This is a genomic window from Paenarthrobacter sp. TE3676, from assembly GCF_056279165.1.
Map to the genome: position 1 here is coordinate 177,019 of NZ_JBWBQU010000008.1, position 15,704 is coordinate 192,722.

Below are 15,704 nucleotides of genomic sequence, written 5' to 3' on the forward strand. Positions count from 1 at the left end.
GCTAGGCGAAGAATGATTCCCGGAGTTGTGCCGAGAGCTGGCCGATCTCAGTGAGGAAGCCGTCGTGACCAATCGGAGCCTCAATGAGGTGGACCGGCACATCCCCAGGTAGCGCCGCGGCAAGTTCCCGCGACTGTGCAGGGAAGTAGAGCCTGTCGCTGTCCACCGCCGCCACGAAGAACTCAGCCGTAGCGCGCGACAACGCCTGTTCCAGCGGGCCGCGGCCCCTGGTGACGTCGTGGGACATCAGGGCTTCGGTGATGGCGATGTAGCTGTTGGCATCGAAACGGCGGACCAGCTTGGTTCCCTGGTGGTCCAAATAGCTTTCCACCTGGTAGCGGCCACGCTCCCCCAACACCGCGGCAGCGAGTGGTGTCTCCTGGTGCTGTGCTTCCCTGCCGAAGCGGAAATCCAACTCCAAGGCTGAGCGGTAAGTGATGTGGGCGATGCGTCGGGCCAGTGCCAAACCATGTTCGGGTGCAGTGCCGCCGTAATAATCACCGTTTTTGAAGTTCGGGTCCTGCCTGATGGCCAAGGTTTGGGCTTGGGCAAAGGCAATCTGCTCGGCCGTACTGTAGGCGCCCACCGAAATTACGGCGCAGCGTTTGACCCTGTGAGGGAACGTCACAGCCCATTCAAGGGCCCTGGCGCCGCCCATGGAACCGCCCAACACGGCGTGCCAGGCATCGATTCCCAAGGCATCGGCGAGGCGCGCCTCAGCCTCCGTGCTGTCGCGCAGCGTGACCAACGGGAAACGTGAGCCCCAAGGACGTCCGTCCGGTGCTTCTGACGATGGGCCGGTGCTGCCATAACAACCGCCCACGATGTTGATGGAAATGACGAAAAACTTGTTGGTGTCGATGGTGGCACCCGGGCCAACGAGTTGCTCCCACCAACCTTGCTCGTCGGTGGCTCCACGGGCTACGTGAGTGCTGCCCGTGAGCGCATGCTGGATGAGGACGGCATTGGAGGCCTCGGCATTCAGCTGCCCCCAGGTCTCATAAGCGAGGACGACATCGGGGAGGAATCCGCCGGCCTCAAGTTCCAACGGCCCGATGCCGGCGTACTTGACGGTTCCGTCTTCTTCTCCGGATTTGGGAAGGGCTGTAGCAGTAATGGTCATTCCTTTGACACCTTAACCTCGCGCTTGCCCGTCGCCTTGCGTGCGAACAGGCCAGGTCTTCACCCGGGGCACCCCACCGCGTAGGAGGGTTGCCGGCCAGCAAGCCGGGGCTGTGTGCTGGCACTCATGACCTAATACCAAGAGTCTAGGAAATGCAGGGTGGTTCTGGCGAAGAATGTGACAACAGTGTGACGGTTTGGGGCGTCTTCGTTCACGAACGAGCACCCGGAACTGCCGCCCGGCGAATAATCGTCGACGCGGGCGGCAGCCGGGCTGAGACTCAAAGCCGCGGCGTTAGGCGCCCTTGGCGGCCCGGAAGCCCGCTTCGAGGTCGGCGATGATGTCATCAACGTGCTCAATGCCCACGGACAAGCGCACGAGGCCGGGGTTAACGCCGGCAGCGACCTGCTGTTCCACCGTCAATTGGCTGTGTGTAGTCGACGCCGGGTGGATGACCAGCGAGCGGACATCACCGATGTTGGCAACGTGCGAGTGCAACTCCAGGCCGTCCACGAAGCGCTTGCCGGCTTCGACGCCGCCCTTGACGTTGAAGGCAACGATGGCGCCCGTGCCCTTGGGTCCGTACTTCCGGCCGCGGTCGTACCACGGGCTGGACGGCAGGCCCGCATAGGCGACCGATTCGACGTCGTCGTGGTTTTCAAGCCATTCGGCCACCTTGGTGGCGTTGGCAACATGGCGTTCCACGCGCAGGCTCAAGGTCTCCAGTCCCTGGGCAATGAGGAAGGCGTTGAACGGGGACACGGCAGAGCCGAGATCGCGAAGCAACTGGACTCGGGCCTTGAGGATGTAGGAGAGGTTCGCGCCCAGTGCACCGTCCTTGCCGAGGTCCCGGGCGTAGACCAGACCGTTGTAGCTGGGGTCCGGGGTATTGAAACCAGGGAAGCGCTCCGGGTCCTTGCCGAAGTCGAAGTTGCCGGAGTCCACAATCACACCGGCGATTGCCGAGCCGTGACCACCCAGGTACTTGGTCGCGGAATGGACCACGATGTCCGCTCCCCACTCGATGGGCCGGATCAGGTAAGGCGTGGACAGGGTGTTGTCCACAATGAGGGGAACGCCGGCCGCGTGTGCGGTGCGGGCGATGCCCTCGATGTCCAGGACATCCTGGCGCGGGTTGGAGACGACCTCGCCGAAGAACAACTTGGTGTTCGGCCGGACGGCGTCACGCCACTGGTCCAGATTGTCAGGGTCCTCGACGAACGTGACCGAAATGCCGAACTTCTTCAGCGTGTGCGCCAGCAGGTTGTACGTGCCGCCGTACAGGCTGGGGCTCGCTACGATGTGGTCGCCCGCCTCGGCGATATTCAGGATGGCGAACGTCTCCGCAGCCTGTCCGGAGCTGAGCAAGAGGGCACCGAGGCCACCCTCAAGGCTCGCAACCCGCTGCTCCACTGCATCCTGCGTCGGGTTGCCGATTCGGGTGTAAATGGGAGCGAGCTCGGCCAGGGCAAAGCGATTGGCGGCGCTCTCGGCACTGGGGAACACGAAGGACGTGGTCTGGTAGATCGGAAGCGAGCGCGCCCCTGTGGCGGCGTCGGGCTCCTGGCCGGCGTGGATCTGGCGGGTTTCGAAAGACCATCCTTGGGACATGGAGTTCTCCTGTTCGTGACGCATGGGTTTGGCAGGCAGGGTGAAGCGGTGTGAGCTGGGGCCAGTCTAGGAACTGTCCGGAGGCGAAGACAGCTTTGTGACGCCTGTGGAATCTTTCGGTCTTCCCGCGTCCCTCCATGACGCCCCTTACCACCGGTTATACACATCCCACCTTAGTTAGGCTTGACTTAGCTGAGACCCCGATCACAAAGTGCCAAGATGAAGCCATGCGCATGGATCACGTCTCTTACGCCTGTGAACGAGATGGCCTTTTGGCCACTACCGAACGAATTTCCGCGGCATTGGGAGTGGACGCTGTCCGGGGCGGAGTGCACCCGCGCTTCGGTACCCGGAACATGATCATTCCCCTTGCGGATAACAAGTACCTGGAAGTGGTGGAGGTCCTGGACCACCCCGCTTCCGACAAAGCACCCTTTGGCCAGGCCGTCCGTGCCCGCTCGGCTGCCGGTGGTGGATGGATGGGCTGGTGCGTCGCCGTTGACGACCTTGCCCCGTTCGAAGACCGCCTTGGCCGCTCGGCTGTTCCGGGCAACCGCAAGTTCCCCGACGGACGCGAACTGGTGTGGCAACAGATTGGCATCCTCGGCCTGATCGCGGATCCCCAAGTGCCCTACCTGCTCAAATGGGAGGGCGACCCCTCGCTGCACCCGTCAAGGATCTACGAGAGCGACGTCAAGATGTCCAGCCTCACCATTGCGGGCTCGGCTGAACGCGTCACCGAATGGTTGGGCGAACCAGTGGAGAAGCCGCTTGAGGATGTCGCCGTCCAGTGGATGGCACCGCACGGCACTCCAGGCATCCTCGCTGTAACTTTCGAAACCGCCTCCGGAGCCGTCACCATCTGACCGATCCATCCATCCGGGCTGGTCCCGGCCCCGGTCAGCCATGTCCGGAGTCAATCATGTCCGGGCTAAGCTTCGGCCGCCATCAGCGGGTGCCAACGACGTCACCCATAGATGGCGGCCGGATACTTTTAACGGACCTCTACCCCAGGCCCATTGCCTTGCCGAACAGGCTGAATCCAACGAACGCCACGATGTCCAACAGTGCGTGGGCAATCACCAAGGGCATTACCCGCTTGGTCTTGGTGTAGATCCACGCGAACAGCAAACCCATGACCACGTTCCCTATGAACGGCCCAAAGCCTTGGTACAGGTGGTAGCTTCCCCGCAGGACGGCACTGACCACAATGGCCACCGGCATGCTCCACCCGAATTTGCCGAAGCGGTCCATGAGGTACCCCACCACGATCACTTCTTCCACGATCGCATGGCGCATGGCCGAAAGGACCAGCACCGGCACCGTCCACCAGTAAGCGTCAAGGCCGCTGGGCACAATTGCAGTGGTGATTCCCAGCGCACGACCGGCCGCATACAGGCCGAGCGAGGGGATGCCGATCGAAGCGGCCAGACCAACACCTTGGAGAAGGTCCTTGCCGGGCCGGGCAAAATTGAAGCCAAGCCGGGCGAACGCCGAGCCGCCCCCGCCTTCCCGGCCGCCAGGTGCATGGGTGGACAGGAAGTAGAACACCAAGGCCACGGGCACCAAAGCGAACACGATGTCCAGCAATTGGTAGGTGAGGTCGAAGTACTCACGCGTGCTTTGGGACCTGTTCAGCGTTGACGTGGCATCCGCCAAAGGTGCCCTCGTCATCTTGTCCAGCAGCTGAACTACGGAGTAGACGGCTGATTGGCCCAAGGACAGGCCCAGCACAATAAGTACTTCGGCGCGCAGCCGGCGACGGGAAGCAAGGAACATATACCCACCCTATGCTTGGTGGGATGGGTGCCCCTGAGAGAATCTTCATGATCCGGCACGGCCAGTCTGCCGCGAATGCCGACACGTCCATCTACAACCGTGTGCCGGACTACCGGATCCCGCTGACGGAGCGCGGAGTGGAGGAGGCCCGGATTGCCGGGGAGGACCTGCGCCGCAAGCTCGATGGAGAACAGGTCTGCGTCTACGTCTCCCCCTATTTGCGCGCGTACCAGACCCTCGAAGCCATGAACCTCGGTTCCCTGATCGAGCGGGTGATTGAGGAACCCAGGCTTCGCGAGCAGGACTGGGCCAACTTCCAGATCGCCGGGGAGATCGAGGACCAAAAGGAACTGCGCAACCTCTACGGCCATTTCTTCTATCGGTTCCGTGAGGGCGAGTCCGGTTCGGACGTTTATGACCGGGTGTCTTCCTTCATGGAGACGCTGTACCGGCACTGGCAGAAGCCTACTTACGCACCAAACACGCTCCTGGTCACGCACGGGCTGACCATGCGCCTTTTCTGCATGCGTTGGTTCCACTGGACGGTGGAGTACTTCGAGTCGCTCAACAACCCGGACAACGCCGAGCTTCGGACCCTGATCAAGAACGACGACGACCAGTACAGCCTGGATATACCGTTCAGCCAGTGGGTGCCCCGGGAGGTAGACGACTCAGTGCTGCACGCACCGAGGATGCGCTTCTAGCCTTTCCAGCTCAGCCGGCTGGTCTCAGCCGGCGGGTGCGACGATGACTTCGGTGCCCTTGGCCTCGAACGCAGCTTTATGTTCGGCACTGATGCCGGAGTCCGTGATGAGGTGCCTGAAGTCGTAGCCTGCCATGGCGGCAAAGGAGCGGCGGCCCACTTTGGAAGAGTCGGCCACCACATAGGACTCGGTGGCACGGCGTGCCATCACCGTGTTGACCATGGCTTCGCCTTCGTCGGTGATGGTGGGGCCGAGGTCCGGGTCGACGCCGTTGACACCGATGAACGCAATATCGAGGGCAACTTTTTGCATGATGACGTCTGTATACGGACCCACCAGCTCGTAGGAGCGGGGGTTGAGGATCCCGCCGGTGACCATGATCTTGATGTTCGGCCGCACCGCCAACTGGGAAGCGATGTTGATGGCGTTGGTGACCACGGTCAGCGTGGGCGTGTGGGACGGCGCGTTGAGGTCCTCGCGGGTGGAGAGTAGCTGCGCCAACGCCGTGTTGGTGGTGCCACCGCTGAGCCCGATCACAGCACCGGGACGGATCAGCGCAGACGCTGCCAGAGCGATCTCCTGCTTGGCCACGGCGTGGTCGTCCCTGTTGTAGCGCCCTGGGAGATCATAGGCCACGGAACCAGTGGTGGCGCCGCCGCGGGTGCGGCTGAGCAGCCGCTGCTTGGCAAGGCTGTCGAGATCCCTGCGGGCCGTGGCAGGTGAGACGCCCAGGCGGGTCACGATGTCCTCGACTTCCACATGGCCGGACTCGGCCAGGAGGTCGAGTATGGCAGTGAGCCGATCGGTGCGGGTCATGACGAGCCTTTCGCGGGTTTCCAGCTAATTCGCTTTGGCGAACAGCGTCAGCATACGTGCGGACTCCAGCACAAGGGCATCCCGGCCGGCCTTGACGTATTTCCGGGAATCCACCACTGCAGGGTTGGCATCGAGGTACTCACGGACGGCGCGGGTAAAGAACCCGTTCAAATGTGTGGATACGTTGATCTTAGTCATACCCGAACGGATAGCGGCTATGAGCATGTCATCTGTCACACCGGAGGAGCCGTGGAGGACCAGTGGTTTTCCCACCGCGGTCTTCAGTCTGGTGATGAGGTGCAGGTCCAGCGCGGCGCTCCGTTCGGTCATGGCGTGGGAGGAGCCGACAGCAACGGCGAGCGCGTCCACGCCGGTTGCCTCAACGAATGAGTGGGCCTCGCCGGGGTCTGTTCGGACACCGGGAGCGTGGGCTCCGTCCTTGCCACCCACTTTTCCAAGCTCGGCTTCCACGTAGACACCGCGCTCGTGGGCATACTTTGCCACGCGCTGCGTGACTTCCACATTCCATTCGTACGGCAGGTGAGCGCCGTCGTACATGACGGAACCGAAACCAAGGTCCACGGCGGCGATCGCGAGATCTTCGGATTCTGCGTGGTCCAAGTGAAGGGCAACGGGTACAGCGGCGGAGCGCGCGATTGCCAGGGCTGCCGAAGCGATGGGTTCGAGTCCGCCGTGGTACTTGGCGCAGTTCTCGGAAATCTGCAGAATCAGTGGGACGCCGGCCGCTTCGGCCCCTGCCACCAGGCCCTCGGCAGTTTCGATGTGGATGATGTTGAACGCACCTTGGCCTGTTCCCGCGTCGGCGGCCCTGTCCATGAGTTCCCGAGTGTTGACCAGGGTCACCGGGTCTCCTTCCATGTCACGATCAATTGGTCCTGGAGTTCCTGGTATCGCGGCGAAATTTCACCTGCGGCAGGCATGAGCACGGCCGCGGCCGACCATGCGGTGGCCCGGCGAAGGATTTCGCGGGGCTCGGTGATGCCTTCGGCGAGTGCGACGGCGGCAGCCGCCACACCGGCGTCGCCTGCCCCTGTGGGGTTGCCGCTGAGCGCTTCCGGTAAGCGGGCGCTCCAGTAGCCGCCCGGGGCGGCGTGGTCGAAGGCGAGCATGCCGTCCGCGCCGGCGCTGACGAGGACCGTGCGGGCACCCATGTCGATCAGGGCGAGGGCGGCTGCTTCAAGGCTGGACTCGCCCGTTGCTTCGGCCAGCTCGTGATGGTTTGGTTTGAGGATGTCGGCGCCGGCTTTGGCCGCAGCGATGATCCCGGGGCCGGAGGTGTCGATGATGGCCGGGATACCGGCGTCGTGGGCCAGGCGCACCAGTTCCGGGTAAAAGTCCGCGGGAGCGCCCGGCGGCAGGCTTCCCGAACCGACCAGGACGGAGGCCGGCAGGTTTCGGTTCCCGCTCACGGCCTCCACTACGGCGATCCGCAATGAGCGCCAGTCATCCGGCAGAAGTGCCTGGCCCTCCTCGTTGAAAATGGACGTTTCCCCTGCAACGGTGTCCACCAGCGCGATGCTGCGGCGGGTTTCAGCTGCGACTCCCACCAGGGTGTGCGGCACGCCGCTGGTCCACAGTTCGGCTGCGAGGGTCTGCCCTGCCGCACCACCGGTGGGGGCAATGGCGAGCACGGGGTACCCCAACTGGTGAGTGACACGGGCTACGTTGATGCCTTTGCCTCCCGCACGGCTCAAGGGCGTGGGTACCCGGTGGCTGGAGCCCTCGGTGATTCCGTGGACGGTGTAGGTCATGTCGATGGCCGGGTTGGGAGTGACGGTAATAATGCGGTTCACGTTGGCTCGCTTCATCGTGTGCCTCCCAATAGTGCCCGGGCGTTCAGTGCCGCGCCGAGCAAGCCGGCGTCCTGCCCCAGTTGCGCACGGATGAGATGGGGCCTGCGCTGGAAGTCCAGGATGGCGTCAACCCGCTTACGGAGTGGCTCGAGCAGCTCGTCGCCTGCTTCAGCGAGGCCTCCGCCGATCACCACGGCTTCTATTCCCATGATGTTCACGCACTGGCAGATAGTGAAGGCCAGGGCATCAACAGCTTCACTCCAGATTCGGGCCGCGAGCGCGTCGCCGGCTTTGGCCTTGAGCAGGACGTCGCGGGCACCGTTCACGCTGGTGCCCGATGCCCGGTGGTAACGCTTGGCAATTGCGCCTGCTGAGCCCACTGCTTCCAGGATGGTGGAGCCTGTGGCGTCGGGGTCCGGGACCTGGGCGTGGCCGAGTTCCCCGGCGAATCCCCCTGCGGTAACGGCCTTGCCGCCCGAGAACACAGCTGCAGCAATGCCGGTTCCCACCACCATCACCACAACATCGTTGAACTCTTTGGAACCGCCAAAGCTGTGTTCCACAGCTGCAGCGGACCGGACGTCGTGATCGAACGCGACGGGTATGCCGAGCCGCTTTTCGGCTTCGGCTTTGAACGGGAAGTTGCGCCATCCAAGATTGGCGGAGTAGACACCCACTCCGGCCACGGAGTCCACGATTCCGGGGACGATGATGCCTGCTGCCTTGGCGGGGGCTTCCGGAAACTCCGAGGCCAACTCGGCTTTAAGCCCAGCTAGCCTGTCCAGGACCGCTTCGCCGGGGCGGGCCGGATCCAACGGCGTAGGGACGCGGCGCATGCCCAGGACGGCTCCACCGGCGTCCACCAAACCAGCCTTGATGTCCGTCCCGCCAACGTCGAAAGACAGGACCGGTGATTCTGCGGCTCCGAGAACCATGATCGACTGCCTAGGCCGAGGCGTCGAGAATAACGGAGCGCGTCAAGTTGCGGGGCAGGTCCGGATTCAGCCCACGGACGCGTGCACGCTCCAGAGTGACTTTGTGGACACGTGCCAGTTCGGCCAGGGGGTGCTTATCCGTGTGGATGTAAAGGGCGCCGGTGACGGCCATGTCACTGTCCAAACCCTCGGGCTGGGTTCCGAACAGCCAGGTGACCCGGCCGGGGGCAGCGATGGAGATGGGGCCGTGGCGGTATTCCATGGCAGGGTATGACTCGGTCCAACCCTGCACGGCTTCGCGCATTTTCAAACCGGCTTCGTGGGCCAGCCCAACCGTCCAGCCGGTGCCGAGGAAGGTGAATTGCTCGGCGTCCAGGAGTTCCTGGGAGACCTCTGCCGTCACTGCGTCACGGGCATCCTCAATTGCCTGCTGCACATCGATGCCAAGGCTGGTCAGCATGTAGACCAGCGCCGTGGTGGCGAAGCGGGTCTGAACCACGGAGCGTTCATCGGCGTAGTGGAGGCCCACCACGGCGTCTGCCAGCCCGACGATCGGTGAGGAGGTGTCACCGATGATGGCCACGGTGGGGACAATCCCCTTCAACTCAGCCAGAATCTCGAGCACCTCAGTGGTGGTACCCGACCGGGTGATGGCCACAACGGCGTCGTACTGGCGATCGGCGCTGTTGCTGTTCAGGAAAGCCTCCGACGCGGCGAACGCATCGGTGACCCCCTTACCGGCGGATTCGCGGGCAGCGGCGTAGCTCTGGGCCATGAACCACGATGTGCCACAGCCGATCACGGCGATGCGCTTGCCGTCCGCTGGAAGCAACTGCTCCGTACGGGCCTGCTCCACGGCGCGCTGCCAAACCTCGGGTTGGGAAACCAGCTCTTCTTCCATGAAGGCACCCAGTGTGTTCTCGCTCATCGTGTGTTCCGCTCCCGCTCAGCTTAATGACGTTTTCTGATCTATAGAAACACTAAACGATCATTTTCGATCTCACAAGGATCATCCGAGTGCAAAGGCTGCACACTAACTGCGCGTTACGCGCAGTCGACGTCCATAAGAGAAAGAGTGTGCCGGGATGTGCATTTTAGTTAACTGCTTGTTAACTCTTGTCAACTTCTGTTTCATGCCGCAGTGTTGATCTGGTCCGCAAGAACATGCTCGTTACCCGCTCGGAAAAATCAAGAAGGAGCATCATGCTCGGCTTGTCATCCCCCAGACGCCTCACCACGCTGAGCCTGGCCTGCGTCGTCGCTTCGTCCTCGCTAGGTCTCTTGGCTGTGCAGCCCGCCACCGCCGCCCCGGCTACCCAACCGGCAGACGTTGTCAGCGCCGCCGACACTGCCACCATTTCGTCCGACCACCTCCGTGTGGACGTCGCCACCTCGTTCCCCCAAGTCCTCGGTTACGCCGATGCCGCAACCACGGCCCGCCTCGATGGCACTCTCACCCGACTCAACAGCATCACCCTCAATGGCGTGGAATACGGTGTCACCGGAACCTCCGTCCCTTCCGGACCAGACGGAAGGGACTACCTGCTCAACGTCCCGGACTTCGGCAACACGCAGATCAAAGCCCGGCTGTCAGTGAAGAAGAACGTGGTCTCGTTCAACGTCACGGAAATCAACGACTCCGCGGACTACCTGGTGAGGACGCTGCAACTCCCACGGCTGAACCTGGTCACCGTAGGGTCGGCGCAACCCGGCGCCCAGGTATCCACGGCCAACCTTTCGGTGGACCGGGGCGTTACTGGTGACGAGTTCACTCCGATCACCGCTTCGACCCCACTGGCTGCAGACGCCAAAAGCTCTGCGTACGCCCTGGCCAACACATCAACCCTGGGTGCCGCCGTCGAATCCAACACCCTGTACGACACGTCGTCAGGTCCTGGAGCCAAGGACCGCGGCCGATTCTGGCGCCAGGCAGTCAGCGATGGGGCCGGTGGCGTTTCCATGGGAGTCGCCAGCGGACAATGGCTCTACCGTGCAGAAGGCTCCACTACTACGGAGGAACTTCCGTGGACACGGGTAGCCATTACCGCCGATGCCAATGCTGACGGCGGCGTGGACTGGCAGGACGCGGCGATCGCCATGAGGTCCATTCAGGTCAGCCCCAACAAGGGCGAACAGACCCCGGACAACGTGATCACCCATATCCCGTTCAACTTTGCTTCACAAGCGACACACCCGTTCCTGCGGACCCTTGATGACGTGAAGCGCATTTCCCTGGCGACGGACGGCCTCGGCCAAGTGGCCATGCTCAAGGGCTACACCAGCGAAGGCCACGACTCCGCCAACACGGACTACGGTAACAACTTCAACACCCGTGCAGGCGGCCTCGAGGACCTTAACAAGCTGGTCAAGGAAGGCAAGGACTGGAACGCCAGCTTCGGCGTCCACATCAATGCCACCGAGATCTATCCTGAAGCCAAGTCATTCAGCGAAGACCTTCTCCGCGCAGACAAGGGCCTGGGCTGGAACTGGCTGGACCAGTCGTACTACATGAACCAGCGGGAGGACATCACCTCCGGCAAGCTCGCCCAACGCATCAAGGAACTGCGCCAGGCCACGGACAAGAACCTCGACTTTGCCTATGTGGACGTCTACTACGAATTCGGCTGGCTCGCCGAAAGGCTGCAGCAGGAGCTGGTGAAGAACGGGTTCCGGGTCGGCTCCGAATGGGCTGACCACCTCTCGCGGAACAACACCTGGTCCCACTGGGCCAACGACGAAAAATACGGCGGCTCCACCAACAAGGGCGTCAACTCCCAGATCCTGCGCTTCATCAATAACACGCAGTCCGACGTCTGGAACCCGGACCCCAAGCTGGGGGTGAGTCACATTGTGGAGTTCGAAGGCTGGACCGGGCAGAACGACTTCAACGCTTTCAGTGAGAACGTGTGGACTGCGAACCTCCCGGCGAAGTTCCTGCAACACCACCAAATCACCAAGTGGACCAGTGACCGGATCGACCTCGCCGACGGCGTGTCGGTCACAGGAAACACTGCTGAGCAACGCAACATCACGGTAGGCGGGACCTCCGTGTTACAGGGTGCAACATACCTGCTGCCATGGTCCTCCAAGGAAAACGGCAAGGCAGACAAGCTCTACCACTACAACCCCGCCGGTGGAGCAAGCACGTGGACGCTCACCACGGAGTTCGCCAAGTCCGGCTCGCTTGAGTTATTCAAGCTGACCGACAACGGACGCGTGAAGGTCTCGGACGTCGCCGTAGTCAACGGACAGGTCACCGTCACTGCCGACCCCGGGCAGCCCTACGTCCTGGCTCCCAAGAACAACAAGGCAGACCTGCCCAATCAGGCCGGCTTCGGCGAAGGCACCGCCTTCAACGACCCCGGTTTCAACGGCGCAGATCTTTCCCCATGGAATCCCACCGGCAACGTTACCCAGGTCCGTGACGACAAAGGCCGCCGCTTCGCCGAACTGGGAGCAACGCCGTCGTCGATCAGCCAGGAAGTGGAACTGGACGCCGGAACGCAATCCGTCAGCGCATGGGTTGAAATCCAGCCCGGGAAGATCCGGCCCACCACGCTCTCCGTGGACATCGACGGCAAGACCGAGAGCATCACCATCGATTCGTCCAACGCCGAAAACTACGTGGCCGGTGACGAGAAGCACGGGACGTCATTCCAGCGCATTCGCGCACTGGTGGACGTGCCCGGGAACAACAGCAAGGCCACCGTTTCTGTCAAAGCGGCCGACGGCGACGCGACGGTCCGCGTGGACGACTTCCGGGCGGTGAAAACCACCCGGGTGGCCACCACCGGGGTGCTGAGCGAAGACTTCGAAAACGTGGACCAAGGCTGGGGGCCCTTCGTGAAGGGCGACGCCGGAGGTTCCACGGACCCGCGGACGCACATCACCGAACGTCACGAACCCTTCACCCAGAAAGGTTGGGACGCCAACGTCATCGACGAAGTCCTGGACGGCACGTGGTCGCTGATCGCGCATGACGAAAACCGCGCTCCCAATGGCGGACCGGGCATGGTCTACCGCACCACCGAGGCATCCGTGCCGTTCCAAGCCGGCCACAAGTACAAGGTGTCTTTCGACTACCAGAACTCCAAAGCCGGGCAGTACGCCTGGGTTTCCGGCTACGACTCACAAGCAGGGCCGGCAGTGACGGGCAGCCAGGCAATCGACGCGAAAACCTCCACCACACGGTTCGAGCAGATCCTGGACACGGGCTTCTGCGGAGACTACTTTGTGGGGCTGCAGCGCACGGGTAGCTCAAACGGTTCTGATTTCACGTTGGACAACTTCCTGGTGGAAGACCTGGGCGCCTCGGAAGCCGTCCCGGCCTGTGCCCAACTCTCCACAGAACTTCAGGGCGACGTAGTCCAGCAGGGCAAGGCCCAGGATTTCGTCACCACGTTTGTCTCCGATGAACCAGCCCCCATCAGCGATCTGGCCGTTGCTTTGGAACTCCCTGAAGGCTGGACGGCAACTCCTTCCACGCCTGCAACGGCTCCGACACTGCCCGCCGGTGGAACCCTCACCACCACGTGGAAGATCACCGCACCGGCTTCCGCTGACGGTGACTACCCCGTTACCGCCAAGGCCAGCTACACGGTCGCTTCTTCAGGGACCGATCCGGCCGGCAGCCGAACCATCAGCACCACCACCACCGTGCGGACGCTGCCCAAGCCGCCGCAGGCCACAGTGTTCGCCAGCGACCACCCCTGGGTCAGCACCACCAACGGCTGGGGACCTGTTGAAAAGGACCAATCCAACGGCGGAACCGGGGCCGGCGACGGAACACCGCTCACCCTGAACGGAACCGTCTACGCCAAGGGCCTCGGCGCCCACGCCAACGGTACTGTCCGCTACTACCTCGGCGGCTACTGCACCGCCTTCACAGCAACAGTGGGAATTGATGACGCCCAGCCGACGCGGGGCAGCGTGAAGTTCTCCGTGGTAGCCGACGGCACCACCAGGGTTACCACCCCGGTACTCGGAGCGACCAGCGCTCCCCTGCCACTCACCGTGGACGTCACCGGCGCCCAGTACGTTGAACTGGTAGCCAACGACGCCGGCGACTCTAACGGCAACGACCACGCCGACTGGGCCGATGCCAAGTTCACCTGTTCGTCCACCTCGCAGGAACCTCCGGCCCCCGTCCTCTCCGGCACCGTCTTCGCTTCGGACCTGCCATGGATCGGCAGCACCAACGGCTGGGGCCCCGCCGAACGGGACCGGGCCAACGGTGAGCAAAACGCCGGTGACGGACCAGCATTGCGGCTCGACGGCGTCGTATATTCCAAAGGCATTGGAGTCCACGCCGACTCGAAAATCAGCATCGCCACCGAGGCCAAGTGCACGGCCTTCACCGCCGTGGCGGGAGTGGACGACGCCAAGCTGAACAAGGGACTGCACGGATCAGTGGTGTTCATCGTCAAGGGTGATGGCCGTGAACTGCTGCGGACTCCCGTTCTCAGCGCCGACTCAGCCGCACTCCCCCTCAACGTGGACATCACCGGTGTCCAAAACGTCGAGCTGATCGCTGACAAGAACGGCGACGACGCTGGCGACGACTGGGGTGATTGGGCGGACGCGAAGTTCAGCTGCGCGTAAGTCCTGTTCATCCCTCAGCAAAGAGGGGCGGCGTTCCCACCGGAACGCCGCCCCTCTTTGCTGTTTGTCCTGCTGTCCTTAGACAGCCCGGACGCCGGCCCGCCACACCGAATGAGTCAACGGAATCCCGGGACGGTACGCCAGATGCGTGGCCGACGGAGCCTTCAGCATGTGCAAATCTGCGCGATGTCCGACTGCGAGCGAACCCACCGCCCGTTCGCCGTCGACGTCGTTCCCGGCCTCACGGCCCAGCGCCAAAGCGCCGCCGTACGTCGCTGCACGGACGGCTTCGTGAACGCTCAAGTGCATCTGAAGCACAGCCGTGGTGACGCAGAAGGCCATGGAGCTGGTGTACGAGGTCCCCGGGTTGCAGTTGGCCGCAAGGGCGATTTGAACGCCGGCGTCGATCAACTCACGGCCTGGCGCCAGGGGCTGCCGGGTGGACAGATCACAAGCAGGAAGGCAGGTTGCGACGGTACCGCGATTACCCGTGCCACTGGCAGGGTCCCAGCTCTCCCACGTTTCCGCGAGCGCCGCGATGTCCTTTTCCGATAGATAGTTGACGTGGTCCACGCTCGCAGCCGCAAACTCAACAGCCAGCGCCACCCCCGGGCCCTCCCCGAGCTGATTGCCGTGGACCCTGAGGCCCAGCCCGGCGTTGCGGGCAGCAGTGAGGACCCGACGCGACTGATCCTCCGTGAACGCACCCCGCTCGCAGAAGACGTCAGCCCAGCGGACATGCGGCAGGACGGCTTCCAACATGGGGCCACACACCAGGTCCGTATACTCCTCAGGATCGGAGCCGTTCGGAACCAGATGCGCGCCCAGATAGGTGACCTCGTCCACTTCGGCTGCTGCGATGCGGGCGCTGCGGGCCTCGTTCTCCACGTCCAACCCGTAGCCGGTCTTGCTCTCCAAGTACGTGGTTCCTTGCGAGACCGCTTCGGCTACACGGTCCCGCACGAGGCGGGTAAGTTCGTCGTCGCTGACACTGCGCGTGGCACCCGTGGTGACGGCGATCCCGCCTGCGCTGTAGCTTTCACCGGCCATGCGGGCCTCGAACTCGGCAGTGCGGTCACCTGCGAAGACGAGGTGCGAGTGCGAGTCAACCCAGCCGGGCAGGACGGCGCGGCCTTCGGCGTCGATCCTTTCGTCAGCGGACGGGGCGTCTTTGGCAGTGCCGATCCATGAAATCCGTTCGCCTTCGATCACGATGGCGGCATCCTTCAGGACCCGACGCTCCAGGTCCTGGGTCATCAGTTCGCCGATGTTGGTAATGACGGTGCTGCTTTTATTCCCGCTCGTGATTCCGCTCATGCCC

At 63.1% G+C, this 15,704-nt stretch carries 12 protein-coding genes and 1 riboswitch; of the genes, 3 read left to right on the forward strand and 9 right to left on the reverse strand.

All coding sequences use genetic code 11. The features are described from left to right. Nucleotide 1: 1 nt before the first annotated feature. The gene (metX, locus tag ACZ881_RS18940; protein WP_476117587.1) at nucleotides 2-1,123 is read right to left on the reverse strand and encodes a homoserine O-acetyltransferase MetX; all 1,122 of its coding nucleotides are present in this window, start codon (nucleotides 1,121-1,123) and stop codon (nucleotides 2-4) included. Between the two features lie 15 nt (nucleotides 1,124-1,138). After that, a riboswitch (SAM riboswitch) is annotated at nucleotides 1,139-1,255 on the reverse strand. A gap of 162 nt (nucleotides 1,256-1,417) precedes the next feature. Next, nucleotides 1,418-2,758, reverse strand: a complete 1,341-nt coding sequence (locus ACZ881_RS18945; protein ID WP_476117588.1) for a bifunctional o-acetylhomoserine/o-acetylserine sulfhydrylase — start codon at nucleotides 2,756-2,758, stop codon at nucleotides 1,418-1,420. Between the two features lie 203 nt (nucleotides 2,759-2,961). Between ACZ881_RS18945 and ACZ881_RS18950 the strand changes: the two genes are divergently transcribed. Beyond that, the gene (locus ACZ881_RS18950) at nucleotides 2,962-3,600 is read left to right on the forward strand and encodes a VOC family protein (protein ID WP_026005588.1); all 639 of its coding nucleotides are present in this window, start codon (nucleotides 2,962-2,964) and stop codon (nucleotides 3,598-3,600) included. A gap of 139 nt (nucleotides 3,601-3,739) precedes the next feature. Here the strand turns inward: ACZ881_RS18950 and ACZ881_RS18955 are convergent, their stop codons facing one another. Continuing rightward, entirely contained in the window at nucleotides 3,740-4,513 is a 774-nt protein-coding gene (locus tag ACZ881_RS18955; RefSeq protein WP_476117589.1) for a CPBP family intramembrane glutamic endopeptidase, read from the reverse strand. Nucleotides 4,514-4,536: 23 nt separating this feature from the next. Between ACZ881_RS18955 and ACZ881_RS18960 the strand changes: the two genes are divergently transcribed. After that, nucleotides 4,537-5,217, forward strand: a complete 681-nt coding sequence (locus ACZ881_RS18960; protein ID WP_476117590.1) for a histidine phosphatase family protein — start codon at nucleotides 4,537-4,539, stop codon at nucleotides 5,215-5,217. A 24-nt stretch (nucleotides 5,218-5,241) separates the two neighbouring features. Here ACZ881_RS18960 and ACZ881_RS18965 read toward each other — a convergent pair whose 3' ends face one another. The 5 genes from ACZ881_RS18965 to ACZ881_RS18985 are packed head-to-tail and all read right to left on the reverse strand — an operon-like array spanning nucleotide 5,242 to nucleotide 9,710. Further along, nucleotides 5,242-6,033: a DeoR/GlpR family DNA-binding transcription regulator gene (locus tag ACZ881_RS18965; protein ID WP_178996457.1), complete on the reverse strand. Its 792-nt coding sequence runs from the start codon at nucleotides 6,031-6,033 to the stop codon at nucleotides 5,242-5,244. 24 nt (nucleotides 6,034-6,057) lie between these two features. Beyond that, a complete protein-coding gene (locus ACZ881_RS18970) occupies nucleotides 6,058-6,912 on the reverse strand; it encodes a class II fructose-bisphosphate aldolase (protein ID WP_476117591.1) in 855 nt (284 codons plus the stop codon). Next, nucleotides 6,894-7,862 (reverse strand): 1-phosphofructokinase family hexose kinase, encoded by a 969-nt coding sequence (locus tag ACZ881_RS18975; protein ID WP_017199380.1) that lies wholly within the window; start codon nucleotides 7,860-7,862, stop codon nucleotides 6,894-6,896. Before ACZ881_RS18975 ends, ACZ881_RS18970 begins: the two co-directional genes overlap by 19 nt. After that, entirely contained in the window at nucleotides 7,859-8,782 is a 924-nt protein-coding gene (locus ACZ881_RS18980; protein ID WP_476117592.1) for an ROK family protein, read from the reverse strand. Before ACZ881_RS18980 ends, ACZ881_RS18975 begins: the two co-directional genes overlap by 4 nt. 10 nt (nucleotides 8,783-8,792) lie before the next feature. Beyond that, the gene (locus ACZ881_RS18985) at nucleotides 8,793-9,710 is read right to left on the reverse strand and encodes an SIS domain-containing protein (protein ID WP_476117593.1); all 918 of its coding nucleotides are present in this window, start codon (nucleotides 9,708-9,710) and stop codon (nucleotides 8,793-8,795) included. A gap of 275 nt (nucleotides 9,711-9,985) precedes the next feature. Here ACZ881_RS18985 and ACZ881_RS18990 point away from each other — a divergent pair, with 275 nt between their 5' ends. Continuing rightward, the gene (locus ACZ881_RS18990) at nucleotides 9,986-14,383 is read left to right on the forward strand and encodes an endo-alpha-N-acetylgalactosaminidase family protein (RefSeq protein ID WP_476117594.1); all 4,398 of its coding nucleotides are present in this window, start codon (nucleotides 9,986-9,988) and stop codon (nucleotides 14,381-14,383) included. A 78-nt stretch (nucleotides 14,384-14,461) separates the two neighbouring features. Here ACZ881_RS18990 and hutI read toward each other — a convergent pair whose 3' ends face one another. Further along, complete coding sequence (hutI, locus tag ACZ881_RS18995) at nucleotides 14,462-15,700, reverse strand: imidazolonepropionase (protein ID WP_476117595.1); 1,239 nt, start codon at nucleotides 15,698-15,700, stop codon at nucleotides 14,462-14,464. Between the last annotated feature and the right edge of the window lie 4 nt (nucleotides 15,701-15,704).